12 protein-coding genes and 3 tRNA genes are annotated in these 12,250 nt (G+C 72.6%); 13 read left to right on the top strand and 2 right to left on the bottom strand.

Going from position 1 to position 12,250, the window contains the following annotated elements; translation table 11 throughout:
• Positions 1-29 precede the first annotated feature (29 nt).
• A complete protein-coding gene (locus ABC795_RS15440; RefSeq protein ID WP_347058052.1) occupies positions 30-461 on the bottom strand; it encodes a pilus assembly protein TadG-related protein in 432 nt (143 codons plus the stop codon).
• 629 nt (positions 462-1,090) lie between these two features.
• On the opposite strand from ABC795_RS15440, the gene ABC795_RS15435 reads away from it, so the two are divergent.
• The 7 genes from ABC795_RS15435 (at position 1,091) to ABC795_RS15405 (ending at position 6,583) form a co-directional block, all read left to right on the top strand.
• Complete coding sequence (locus ABC795_RS15435; RefSeq protein WP_347058051.1) at positions 1,091-3,622, top strand: sensor domain-containing phosphodiesterase; 2,532 nt, start codon at positions 1,091-1,093, stop codon at positions 3,620-3,622.
• A 153-nt stretch (positions 3,623-3,775) separates the two neighbouring features.
• Positions 3,776-3,848: transfer RNA gene (locus ABC795_RS15430), tRNA-Thr, on the top strand.
• 56 nt (positions 3,849-3,904) lie between these two features.
• Positions 3,905-3,978 (top strand) — tRNA-Met (locus tag ABC795_RS15425).
• A 108-nt stretch (positions 3,979-4,086) separates the two neighbouring features.
• Positions 4,087-4,251, top strand: coding sequence for a 50S ribosomal protein L33 (rpmG, locus tag ABC795_RS15420; protein WP_091770212.1), 165 nt, complete (start codon positions 4,087-4,089; stop codon positions 4,249-4,251).
• 33 nt (positions 4,252-4,284) lie between these two features.
• On the top strand, positions 4,285-4,743 hold the full coding sequence (locus ABC795_RS15415) for a MaoC family dehydratase N-terminal domain-containing protein (protein WP_347058050.1): 459 nt from the start codon (positions 4,285-4,287) through the stop codon (positions 4,741-4,743).
• A complete protein-coding gene (locus ABC795_RS15410) occupies positions 4,740-5,156 on the top strand; it encodes a MaoC family dehydratase (RefSeq protein ID WP_347058049.1) in 417 nt (138 codons plus the stop codon). The genes ABC795_RS15415 and ABC795_RS15410 overlap by 4 nt, the downstream gene beginning before the upstream one ends.
• Positions 5,153-6,583, top strand: coding sequence for a M1 family aminopeptidase (locus ABC795_RS15405; RefSeq protein ID WP_347058048.1), 1,431 nt, complete (start codon positions 5,153-5,155; stop codon positions 6,581-6,583). The genes ABC795_RS15410 and ABC795_RS15405 overlap by 4 nt, the downstream gene beginning before the upstream one ends.
• Positions 6,584-6,645: 62 nt before the next feature.
• On the opposite strand, the gene ABC795_RS15400 is transcribed toward ABC795_RS15405, so the two are convergent.
• Positions 6,646-7,902, bottom strand: a complete 1,257-nt coding sequence (locus tag ABC795_RS15400) for a pyridoxal phosphate-dependent aminotransferase (RefSeq protein WP_347058047.1) — start codon at positions 7,900-7,902, stop codon at positions 6,646-6,648.
• A gap of 237 nt (positions 7,903-8,139) precedes the next feature.
• Here ABC795_RS15400 and ABC795_RS15395 point away from each other — a divergent pair.
• The 6 genes from ABC795_RS15395 to rplJ all read left to right on the top strand — a co-directional run bounded on the left by ABC795_RS15395 (position 8,140) and on the right by rplJ (position 12,233).
• Positions 8,140-8,215 (top strand) — tRNA-Trp (locus ABC795_RS15395).
• A gap of 70 nt (positions 8,216-8,285) precedes the next feature.
• Complete coding sequence (gene secE, locus ABC795_RS15390) at positions 8,286-8,816, top strand: preprotein translocase subunit SecE (RefSeq protein ID WP_347058046.1); 531 nt, start codon at positions 8,286-8,288, stop codon at positions 8,814-8,816.
• A gap of 123 nt (positions 8,817-8,939) precedes the next feature.
• A complete protein-coding gene (gene nusG / locus ABC795_RS15385; protein ID WP_347058045.1) occupies positions 8,940-9,827 on the top strand; it encodes a transcription termination/antitermination protein NusG in 888 nt (295 codons plus the stop codon).
• Positions 9,828-9,913: 86 nt separating this feature from the next.
• Positions 9,914-10,342 carry a 50S ribosomal protein L11 gene (rplK, locus tag ABC795_RS15380; RefSeq protein WP_347058044.1) on the top strand — a complete coding sequence of 143 codons (429 nt, stop codon included), beginning with the start codon at positions 9,914-9,916 and terminating at the stop codon, positions 10,340-10,342.
• Between the two features lie 139 nt (positions 10,343-10,481).
• Complete coding sequence (gene rplA, locus ABC795_RS15375; protein ID WP_347058043.1) at positions 10,482-11,201, top strand: 50S ribosomal protein L1; 720 nt, start codon at positions 10,482-10,484, stop codon at positions 11,199-11,201.
• A 417-nt stretch (positions 11,202-11,618) separates the two neighbouring features.
• Positions 11,619-12,233, top strand: coding sequence for a 50S ribosomal protein L10 (rplJ, locus tag ABC795_RS15370; protein WP_347058042.1), 615 nt, complete (start codon positions 11,619-11,621; stop codon positions 12,231-12,233).
• Positions 12,234-12,250 lie beyond the last annotated feature (17 nt).

Below are 12,250 nucleotides of genomic sequence, written 5' to 3'. Positions count from 1 at the left end.
GTCGGGGGCCGTCGCCTCTCCGGGCCGGATCAGGGCAGCGTGGGCGCCCGCGCGCCGGAGACGGCGGTGCGCTCGAGCTGCTGACCGCCCAGGAACAGCCAGCCGAACGCGATGTCGACGTGGCGGGTGCAGCGCACCGTCACCTCTGCGCCGTCGGTCTCCGCCGCCCAGCTGTCCAGCAGCACGCCGCCGTCGGCCAGCTGGTCGGCCACCGCCGCCTGCGCGGCCGCACGGGTGAGCGGCAGCCCCGTGCCCACCCCGCGGGCGTAGACGACGGCCTCGTCGGCCTGGTTCGCCGCCGCCAGGGCGGCGCTGTCGCACACCGACTGGACCTCCTGCTGCTCCAGGAAGGCGTCGGAGGCCGCGATGGCGCCGAAGGCCATGAGGGCGGCGACCAGCCAGCACACGAGGACGAAGGGCAGCGTCGAGCCGCGTTCGCGGTCGTCCTGGCCGGGGCGCATGCGCGGCAGCGTAGGCACCTGTCGACCGTCGTCCACCACCTGTGGACACGATCTGTGGACACTGTGGACGGCGGTTCACCCGTCCGGCGCACAGCCCGGCGACGCCTGTGGGCGACGGCCGCAGCGAGGGCTTCGGGGCGGTGGCTGCGATCACTCATCGTGTGACCGGAGTGGCGTCTGGTCACGGCATGACGACGGAGGCGGCGTGTCGCCGTCGACGTGCTTGTCGCTGGTAGTGACGGGAAGGAGTGTCTCACGCGCGGTCCGTATTCAACGACGCTCTGCCCCCGCGCGTGGATGGCTGCCGCTACAGCCAATCAGTCGTGCCCAGAGGGAGGCGCCATGAACAGCACCGTGCAGCGTGGGACCGGGATCCGTGGAGTGAAGTGGACCCGCGGCGTCAAGTGGACCCGTGGCGTCAAGTGGACGCGTCAGGCCGACTGACCGTCCCTCCGGACATCAGCAAAGGACGGTCGTCCGCGAGGACGACCGTCCTGTTCCTTTTCCTCCGGTGAACCGCAGATTCCGGTCGTGGATCGGCTGACCCTTCCGAGTCGGACGAGGCTTGTGGCGGACGAGGTCGCTGTTAGCCTTCGCCCGCCCACCGATCCGGAAGAAAGCAGCCCCCGTTGCCCGAGCAGGACGTTCGCGAGGCAGGTGGGTCGCGCGACGAGCGGAGCCCCTGGCTGGTGACGCTGCTCGGCCTGGCGTTCGCGGCGCCGGCGGGTGTGGCGGTGCTGGTCGGCGGTCCGGCCGCGGTCGACCCACGCGTCGTGGTGGCGGTCTTCCTGGCGGCGATGGTCGCGGAGTGGATCAACGTCCACGTCGAGTTCCGGCGGCAGAGCTTCCACAGCTCGGCGAGCGAGCTGGTCTTCGTGATCGCGCTCCTGGAGGTCGGCGGAGCGTGGACGGCCATCACCCGGGCCGCGGCGGTGGCCCTGGTGCTGGTGGTGCAGCGGCTCCCGGCGCCCAAGGTCCTGTTCAACACCGCGGTGGCGGTCCTGGAAGCATCCGTCGCCGTCGCCGTCCTGGCGGTGCTGCCGGGCGGCGACGTCACGTCTCCGGTCACGTGGTTCTCGTGCCTGCTGGCGATCTTCGCGGCCAACGCCGTGGCGGCGGTCCTGGTCGCCGGGGCGATCAGCGTCACGCAGGGCTACCCCGGGCGCGCCATCTGGACGAGCCTGCTGGTCCCGGTCGTCGTCGTGCAGCCGGTGGCCGTGCTCGTGGGCCTGGTCGTCCTGCTGCTGCTGCACGCGACGCCCTGGTCCTGGGCGCTCATCGCTCCGCTCATCCTCGCGCTCGTGCTGCTCTACCGCCGCTTCGCCGCGGTGACGCGGGAGAGCCACTCGCTCGAACGCGTCTACGAGTTCGCGCGGCGGGTGGAGCAGGTCCAGCCCGACGAGGCCGGCACCCGGCAGATCGTGCAGGCGGTGCGCGAGCTCCTCAACGCCGAGCGGGTCGCCCTCTGGCTGCCGCCCTACCTCGACGAGGGGCCACGGCTGGTGGTCGCCACCGAGGACGGCGCCGACTGGTACGACGGCCCGGGCGACTCGGACGACCTGTTGCGCCGCCGCGCCGTCGCCTCCACCGGAGGGGCGATCCGCGTCTCGGTGGGGCGCGCCGATCAGCACGAAGCCGCTGCACTGGCCCGCCGGGGCGTGTCCGAGCTGCTCGGTGCGCCGGTCACCACGGCCGCGGGCGAGCCGGGCTACCTCGAGGTGTGCGACCGGCGCAGCGACATCGTCTCCTTCGGGCGCAGCGAGCGTGGCGCGCTGGACTCCATGCTCACCCACGTCAACGCGGCCATCCGGCAGCAGCAGCTGCTCACCCGCATCCGCTTCGACGCCGACCACGACCGGCTCACCGGCCTGCCCAACCGCCAGCGGCTCGCCGCGGAGGTCAGCCGGCTGGTGTCCGCCGAGGGCGGCCAGGCCGGGCTCATCCTGGCCTCGCTCGGCACCTACGCCGACGTCACCGACACCCTCGGGCACGCCGCCAGCGACGAGCTGCTGCAGGTCACGGCAGGGCTCCTCCGCGAGCACGCTCCGCCGCGGGCCCTGCTGGCCCGCATGGAGCGCGAACAGTTCGCGGTCCTGCTCCCCGGGCTCTCCCTCGAGGCCACCGAGCGGGCCGCGCGCCGGCTGCGCGAGGCCGCCGCGACCCGCGTCCGGGTGGCCGGGCTGGATCTCGAGGTGTCACTGACCATCGGCGTCGCCGCCGCCCCCGTGCACGGCGCGGACGCCGGGACGCTCATGCAGCGGGCCGACGTCGCCCTCCTGGCGGCCGGGAGCTCCAACGGTGTGGCGAGCTACCACCCGGTGCTCGACCAGCAGAGCCTCCGGCGGATGCAGCTGGGCACCGAGCTCGAGCAGGCCATGGTCGACGGCCAGATCGGGGTCGTCTTCCAGCCGGTCATCGACGCCCAGACCTCCGACATCGTGTCGGTGGAGACGCTGGTGCGCTGGACCCACCCGCGGTACGGGAGCATCCCGCCCGAGGACGTCATCGGCCTGGCCGAGCAGATCGGCCGGATCGGCGCGATCACCGACCACGTCCTGGACCTGGCGCTGGCGCGCTGCCGGCGCTGGCTGGACCAGGGGATCGCGCTGTCGGTCGCGGTCAACATCTCCGCGTGCTCGCTGAGCGAGCCGGACCTGGTCCAGCGGGTACGCGATGCCCTGGCGAGGCACCAGGTGCCCGGGGAGCTGCTCGTCCTGGAGCTCACCGAGAGCAGCGTCGTCGACGACTCGGTGCGCGGGAGCTCGGTCCTGGAGGAACTCCACGACCTCGGGCTGCGGCTGTCGATGGACGACTTCGGCACCGGCTACTCGTCGCTGTCCCAGCTGCGCCAGCTGCCCATCGACGAGCTGAAGATCGACAAGTCCTTCATCCTCACCATGGCCACGAGCCAGGGTGAGTCGTTCATCGCGCGCTCCATCATCGAGCTGGCCCACAACCTCGGCCTGTGCGTCGTCGCCGAGGGTGTCGAGGACGAGATGACCCGCAACCAGCTGGCCACCATGGGCTGCGACAAGCTCCAGGGCTTCCTGATCAGCCGGCCGTTGCCGGACGACCGGCTGGAGAGGTGGCTCCTCGCGCGCACCGGCGTGCGCTCGGCCGCGCCCGGTGCGACCCACCGCCGACTGTTCGTCCGGACCTGAAGGCCGGCCCGTCCCCCTCACCCCTCGCAGGCTGGGGGCGGGGCCTCTGGACGGGGCCGGCCGGAGTGGCTGTTACAGTCTTCCCGCACGGTCCGGAGGGCCCCGCCGGTCGCCACGAAGCGGCTTGGTAGAGTTCCTGGCGGCTCGGAGCACGCCCCTTTAGCTCAGTCGGCAGAGCGTCTCCATGGTAAGGAGAAGGTCTACGGTTCGATTCCGTAAAGGGGCTCTGGCAGTAACCCGACCTACCGGTCCTGTCGCGAGATCGGCCCGGGGGGTCACCCCGGCGGTGTAGCTCAGCCTGGTAGAGCAAGCGGCTCATAATCGCTGTGTCACCGGTTCAAGTCCGGTCACCGCTACTCCCGACGGACCCCGCGACACCGGGGTCCGTCGCCGTGTCGGCACCAGTGCCGGCCCGGCAACAGGACCCGGTCCCGGGCCCTGTCCCACAAGGCTAGGAGCGCCCCATGGCAGCCACCGACGTCCGTCCGAAGATCACCCTGGCCTGCCAGGAGTGCAAGAACCGCAACTACATCACCCGCAAGAACCGGCGGAACGACCCCGACCGGCTCGAGCTGATGAAGTACTGCCCGCGTGAGCGCAAGCACACGCTGCACCGCGAGACCCGCTGACCGCGGTCCGCGACTGAGCGAGAGGGCGGGAGCATGGCGTTGGACCGAGGACTGGTCGGGCGCAGCTACCCGCCCTCTGCCGTGCACGAGGTCGGCCGGGTGGCGCTGGCCGAGTTCGCCGTTGCGGTCGGTGCCACCGACCCGGTGCACCTCGACCCGGAGGTCGCCCGCGCCGCCGGCCACCCCGACGTCATCGCGCCCCCGACGTTCGCCGTGGTGGTGTCGCTGGGCGCCGCGAACGTCGTCCTGGACGACCCCGACGTCGCCCTGGACTACAGCCGGGTGGTCCACGGCGAGCAGCGGTTCGCCCACCACCGGCCCATCCGCGCCGGCGACCGGCTCGTCGCCACCACCAGCATCGAGGCCGTGCGCAGCGTCGGCGGCAACGACCTGCTGACCACGCGGGTCGAGCTGACCACCGAGGACGGCGAGGCCGTCTGCACGGCGACGACGATGCTCGTCGCCCGCGGAGCGGACGGGGGAGCCGCATGAGCCGGCCGGAGATCGCCGTCGGAACCGAGCTGCCGGAGCGGACCTTCACGATCACCCGCGCCGACCTGGTGCGCTACGCGGGCGCGTCCAAGGACTTCAACCCGATCCACTGGAGCGACCGGGTGGCGACGGCCGTCGGCCTCCCCGGGGTCATCGCGCACGGCATGCTCACCATGGCGCTGGCCGCCCGCGCCGTCACGGAGTGGACCGGCGACCCGGCGGCCCTCGTCGAGTACCAGGTGCGCTTCGGCCGGCCCGTCGTCGTGCCTGACGACGACGCCGGGGCCCAGATCGTCGTCCGCGGCCGGGTGGCCACGGTGGGCGACGACGGCCGCGCCCGCGTCGACCTGACCGTCACCAGCTCCGGGGAGAAGGTCCTCTCGCTCGCCCGCGCGGTGATCCGCCTCCCGTGACCGGTCGCCGGTCCCTCGGCGTCGTGGTCGTTGCCCTGTTGCTGTCCGGCTGCACGTCGTTCGCCGACACCCGACGGCCGGAGACCCGGGCACCGGCGGCGCCGACGTCCGCGGCCGCCGACGAGAACGTCTGCCCGGCCGAGCGCGCGGCCCCGGACCCCGACCGGCCCGAGATCGCGTTCGACTTCCGGCTGGACGACGACCTGCACACGGTATGGGGCACCGAGACCGTCGTCTTCACCCCCGACCTCCCGACCGACGAGCTGGTCTTCCGGCTGGTCCCCAACGCCCCGGAGTCCGCGCCGGCCGGCTCCCGGCTGGTCGTCGACGCGGTCACCGGGGACGACGTCACCGGAGGCCGGTACGAGGAGGCCGGAGGAGCGGCTCCCGGCGGCCGCTACGTCGTCGAGCTGGTCGACCGGCTGGCGGCGGGGGAGTCCACCGAGGTACGCCTGGAGTTCACCCTCGACGTGGGCGATGGGGAGTTCGAGCGCTTCGGCGCCGACGAGGGGGTGACGTGGTGGGCCAGCGGCGCCCCGCTGCTGGCGTGGGAGCCGGGCGTGGGCTGGGCGCGCGACCCGTTCGTCGGGCTGACCGGTGAGACGGCGACGAGCCCCGCGGCCGACACCCGCATCCGGGTCTCGGCGCCGGAGGAGCTCACGGTGCTGATGACCGGGGACCAGGCTCCGCCCACGACACCCCGGGACGGGCGCCGGGTCTGGACGTCGTCCGAGCCCGCCGCCCGGGACGTGAGCGTCGCCGCGGGCACCTTCGCCACCGAGGAGCGCACCAGCGGCAGCGGCGTCCGGGTGACCGTGGGGGTGCTGCCCGGCGCCGAGCTGGACGCCACCCGGCTGGCGGAGTGGACCACCGGGGCGATCGGCGAGCTGGAGAGCCTTCTCGGCTCCTTCCCCTACGAGACGCTCACCGTGCCGCTGCTGCCCGATCACGGCGGCGGGATCGAGTACCCCAGCTCCATCCTGCAGGCCACGCCGTCCCGGGAGGTGCTGGTCCACGAGGTCGCCCACATGTGGTTCTACGGGATGGTCGGCAACTCGCAGTTCCGGGACCCGTGGCTGGACGAGGCGTTCGCCACCTACGCCGAGGCGCTGCCCGGTCTGCCGTCGGCCGACGTGCTCGATCCGGTGCTGGCCCGCCCCGGCGCCGTCGGCGGCAGCATGGCCGACTTCACCGGGGACGGCCCCTACGTCCGGACCGTCTACGGCAAGGGCGGCGCGGCGCTGCTGGCCGCCCGGGCCGTGGCGGGCCCGGAGGCCTTCGACGCCGCCGTCCGCTGCTATGTGGACGCCAACGCGTGGCGGATCGCGACCCCCGACGACGTGGGGCGGGCGCTCGCCGACCTGCCGTCAGCGGTGGACGTCCTCGTCGGCGCCGGGGCGCTGGACGAGGAGGACCTGCCCGGCTGAGGCCCGGTCCCCTGCAGCGTGCCGCCGCGACCGTGCGAGCGGTGGGCGGCGGAGGGCGTTCCTCAGCCCGCCTGGCCGAGCAGCCGCTGCATGCGGCTGACGCCCTCGACGAGGTCGTCGTCGCCCAGCGCGTAGGACATGCGCACGTACCCGGGGGTGCCGAAGGCCTCGCCGGGCACGACCGCCACCTCCGCCTCCTCCAGCACGAGCTCGGCGAGCTCGGCGCTGGTCGCGGCAGTCCGCCCGGCGATGGGCCGGCCCAGCAGGCCCTTCACCGACGGGTAGACGTAGAAGGCGCCCTGCGGCTCGGGGCAGGCGATCCCGGGGATCTCCCGCAGCATCGACACGATCGTCTGCCTGCGCCGGTCGAACGCCTCGCGCATGGTCGCCACCGCGGAGAGGTCGCCGTTGAGCGCCGCGACGGCCGCGGCCTGCGAGACGTTGGCGACGTTCGACGTCGCGTGGGACTGCAGGTTCGTCGCCGCCTTCACCACATCCGCCGGGCCGACGATCCAGCCGACCCGCCAGCCCGTCATCGCATAGGTCTTGGCGACCCCGTTGACGACCACGCAGCGGTCGGCCAGCTCGGGGACGAGCACGGGCATGGACGGTGCGGTGACGCCGCCGTAGGTCAGGTGCTCGTAGATCTCGTCGGTGAGTACCCACAGACCGTGCGCGACGGCCCAGCGGCCGATCTCCTCGACCTGCTCGGCCGGGTACACCGCGCCCGTGGGGTTCGAGGGGGAGCAGAACAGCAGCACCTTGGTGCGCGGGGTGCGGGCGGCCTCGAGCTGCGCGGCCGACACGAGGTAGCCGCTCTGCTCGTCGGCGACCACCGGCACCGGCACGCCCCCGGCCAGGCGGATCGCCTCCGGGTAGGTGGTCCAGTAGGGAGCCGGCAGGAGCACCTCGTCGCCTGGGTCGAGCATGGTGGCCAGCGCCTCGTAGACGGCCTGCTTGCCGCCGTTGGTGACCAGCACCTGCGCGGGGGTGATCCGGAGGCCGGAGTCGCGCGCCGTCTTGGCGACGATCGCCTCCTTGAGGGACGGCAGCCCGCCCGCAGGGGTGTAGCGGTGCATGGCCGGCGTGCGGGCCGCCGTGATGGCCGCCTCGACGACGTAGTCGGGCGTGGGGAAGTCCGGCTCGCCGGCGCCGAAGCCGATCACCGGCTTCCCGGCGGCCTTCAGCGCCTTCGCCTTGGCGTCCACGGCCAGGGTCGCGGACTCGGCGATCGCGCCGATGCGGCGGGACACGCGCCGCTCGGCGGGCGGCAACGGGGTCGAGGGGGCGGCGGACTCCGGTGAGGAGGCGGCGATCATGGGCCCATCGTCTCAAAGCCGGCGGCCTGCGGGCTGTCCGCCCGGTGCGGCACCGCCATCGCGCGGGGGAGGACGCCCTCCGGGGGTGCGGGGGATGGGACGTTCGCTGATCCCCGCACGGGTCCCGTACACTGGCTCCACCGGGGCAGTTGACCCCGCCACCGGTGTGCCCCGGATCCCTCCGGAGGTCGGGCGCCGCAGTGGCGGTTCGGCGGCCCCGGGGCCCGCCCAGGGCACAGGGGTGTAGCTCAATTGGCAGAGCAGCGGTCTCCAAAACCGCAGGCTGCAGGTTCAAGTCCTGTCACCCCTGCCAGCAGGACACGGACAGCACCGACCGACGGCCCTCGCGCGAGCGGCCACCACGACGAGGCGAGCGAGGCGCAGTGAGCGACGAGAAGCCGGACCGCGAGGACGACCCTCGCGCCGCCTCCGACGCCGAGCTCACCGACGAGCAGCTCGACCGCGAGGCCCCGGGGGTCGACGACGCCTCCGCGCTCGAGGCAGCCGAGGACCAGGTCGCCGGCGAGGCCGAGTCCGAGGAGGACAAGGTCGTCGCCCGCGCGGGTGACCAGGGCGGCCGCCGGCGGGGCCGGATCACCGCCGACGGTGACGAGGACGACGAGCCCGGCCGTCGGCGGGTGGCTCGTTCGGCCACCGCGGCCGGCCGGGAGGGCTCCGGAACCCGTTCGCGGGCCGCGGCGGAGCGGGCCCGCGCCGAGGAGATGCGGCCCCGCCGCTCGCTCGCGCGTTTCCTGCGCGAGGTCGTCGCCGAGCTGCGCAAGGTCATCTGGCCGGGACGCCGCGAGCTGATCACCTACACCACGGTGGTCATCGTCTTCGTGGCGTTCATCGTCGCGCTGGTGGCAGGCCTGGACCTGCTCTTCGCGCAGGGCGTGATCGCCGTCTTCGGCTGACCGTCGTCCGCGCGCATGAACGCCCTCTGACAAGGAAGAGACCCCCGTGATCGAGCTTGCGAGATCACCCATCAGCACAGCGCCGTCGGGCACGACGCCGACGAGCGCCAGCGAGGAGAAGCAGTGACCGACCCCCGCGAGCCCTTCGAGACCGACAGCGCGGTCGAAGGAATCGACCTGGACGACGCCCGCTTCGGCGAGCGCGGAACCGCCGACGTCGAGACCGGCGCCGGCGAGACCGGTGCCGCCGAGGGCTCCGCCGACACCGCCGACCTCGACACCGACACCGCCGTCTCCGACGTGACGCCGGAGATCGAGACCGGTGACGCGGACACCCTCGCCACCGACCCGCTGGCTGCCCCGGCCCCCGACTCCGACGTCGAGCAGGAGGAGGACGAGGACCCGGCCGAGGCGATGAAGAAGGCGCTGCGGCGCGCGCCGGGCGACTGGTACGTCGTGCACTCCTACGCGGGCTACGAGAACAAGGTGAAGACCAACCTCGAGGCGCGCATCCAGTCACTGGACGTCGAGGACTACATCTACCAGATCGAGGTGCCCACCGAGGAGGTCACCGAGATCAAGAACGGCAAGCGGTCGCAGGTCAACCGCAAGGTGCTGCCGGGCTACCTGCTCGTGCGCATGGAGCTCAACGACGAGTCCTGGGGTGCGGTCCGCAACACCCCCGGCGTCACCGGCTTCGTGGGTGCCACCTCCAAGCCCTCGCCGCTGACCCTCGACGAGGTCGTCAAGATCCTGGTGCCCGCCACCGCGCCGCAGGCGCCCCGGGCCACCGAGGCGGCTGCGTCGACCGGCGGCGCCCCCGCCGCGGCGGCCGCGGTCGTCGACTTCGAGGTCGGCGAGTCGGTCACCGTCATGGACGGCCCGTTCGCGACGCTGCCCGCCACCATCAACGAGATCAACGCCGAGCAGCAGAAGCTGCAGGTGCTGGTCTCCATCTTCGGCCGCGAGACGCCCGTCGAGCTGTCGTTCAACCAGGTCAGCAAGATCTAGAAGGAACTCGTCGCCCCCCACCGCTCGTAAACTGGCGGCGGGGCCCTGCGACGGGGCCGTTCCATCCCGTCACCAAGAAGGAAGTCATGCCCCCCAGGAAGCGGTTGACCGCGGTCATCAAGCTCCAGATCAACGCCGGCGCGGCCACCCCCGCGCCGCCGGTGGGTCCGGCGCTGGGCCAGCACGGCGTCAACATCATGGAGTTCTGCAAGGCGTACAACGCCGCGACCGAGTCGCAGCGCGGGAACGTCGTCCCCGTGGAGATCTCGGTCTTCGAGGACCGGACCTTCACGTTCGTCACCAAGACCCCGCCGGCCGCGCGCATGCTGCTCAAGGCCGCCGGTGTCGAGAAGGGCTCGGGCGAGCCGCACAAGACCAAGGTCGCCACGGTCACACGTGACCAGGTCCGCGAGATCGCCCAGACCAAGATGGCCGACCTGAACGCCAACGACCTCGAGCAGGCGGAGAAGATCATCGCCGGCACCGCCCGGTCGATGGGCATCACGGTCCAGTAAGAGGACCCCTTCGCCCTCCACCGCTCGCACGCTCGCGGCGGGACCGGGTGAAGGGACCGTTCCAGCACATCACGAGTGGGAGGGCCCCGCCAGGCCCGGGAACCACACGACCGGGGGCATCCCCCGGAGAGGAATCACCATGGCGAAGCACGGCAAGAAGTTCCGCGCCGCGGCCGAGAAGGTCGACCGCGACAACCTGTACAGCCCGCTCCAGGCAGCCACGCTGGCCAAGGAGACGTCGACGACCGCCTACGACGCCACCGTCGAGGTCGCCATGCGCCTGGGCGTCGACCCGCGCAAGGCCGACCAGATGGTCCGCGGCACGGTCAACCTGCCCCACGGCACCGGCAAGACCGCCCGCGTCATCGTCTTCGCGACCGGTGACAAGGCCGCCGAGGCCGAGGCCGCCGGCGCCGACGTCGTGGGCTCCGACGACCTGATCGAGCGCATCCAGGGCGGCTTCCTGGACTTCGACGCGGCGATCGCCACCCCCGACCAGATGGCCAAGGTCGGCCGGATCGCCCGCATCCTCGGCCCCCGTGGCCTGATGCCGAACCCGAAGACGGGCACCGTGACCCCCGACGTCACCAAGGCCGTCAACGACATCAAGGGCGGAAAGATCAACTTCCGCGTCGACAAGCAGGCCAACCTGCACCTGGTCATCGGCAAGACGTCGTTCGACCAGACCAAGCTGGTCGAGAACTACGCGGCCGCGCTCGACGAGGTGCTCCGGGCCAAGCCCGCCGCCGCCAAGGGCCGGTACGTCAAGAAGGTCACCATCTCCACCACGATGGGGCCGGGCATCCCGGTCGACCCGAACCGCACCCGCAACCTCACGGTGGACGAGCCCACCGCCTGAAACACCACCCGTCCTCCTCACCCCTCGCAGGCTCGGGGTGAGCCTCTGGACGGGGCCGACCAGCACCTCACCGGGGGCCCCGCCGCGTACTGCGCGGCGGGGCCTCCGGCGTTCCGGCGCAACCGGCGACCGTGTGATCCCGGTCGCCCCTGACGGGTTGGTCGCCGCCTCCACCGCGGCATGGCGTAGTCTTCTGCCTGTTCCCCCCAAGACCGCTGGTCGTCGCACGTCCGCGTGCGATCGAAGGTCCGCAGATCGCGGGCGGCCCGCGCAGGAGGACGGATCGATCGTCGGGTGCTGCCGTGCGCCTGTCCATCGCCCCGTGCGCCCTGCGCCGGGGCGTTTCGTGTCTCCGGGGCATCGATCGCCCGTCGTCGTGCAGCGTCCAGTGGTCGCCCGACAGACGAGAGGAGGCCCATGCCCACGCAGGCGAAGGCCGCGGTGATCGACGAGATCACCGAGCGGTTCCAGTCGTCCAGCGCGGCGGTGCTCACCGAGTACCGCGGGCTGACCGTGGCCCAGCTGACCCAGCTGCGCCGTTCCCTCGGTGAGGGCAGCAGCTACGCCATCGTCAAGAACACCCTGACGAAGCGTGCGGCGGAGCAGGTCGGCTTCTCCGACCTCACCCCGCTGCTCAACGGTCCCACCGCGATCGCCTTCATCGAGGGCGACCCGGTGAACGCCGCCAAGGCCATCCGTGACTTCGCGCGCGCCAACCCGCTGCTCGTCGTCAAGGGCGGCGTGGTGGAGGGCCGCACGGTCGACGCCGCCGAGGTCACCCGCCTCGCCGACGTCGAGAGCCGTGAGGTGCTCCTCGCCAAGCTGGCCGGCGCGATGAAGGGCAACCTGACCAAGGCCGCCGGGCTGTTCCAGGCCCCGCTGTCGCAGGTCGCCCGGCTGGCCGCCGCGCTCCAGGAGAAGAAGGCCGCCGACGCACCGGCGGACGAGGCTCCTGCCGGCGACACCGCTGCTGCTGACACCACCACCGACACCGACGCTGACGCCGCGGACACCGCGGCCAGCACCGACTGACCCCAGAAGGAGACATC

It is taken from the genome of Blastococcus sp. HT6-30, assembly GCF_039729015.1.
Lineage (GTDB): Bacteria > Actinomycetota > Actinomycetes > Mycobacteriales > Geodermatophilaceae > Blastococcus.
Note: the sequence above shows the minus strand (reverse complement) of the source record. Positions and strands in the feature narration are given on the sequence as shown.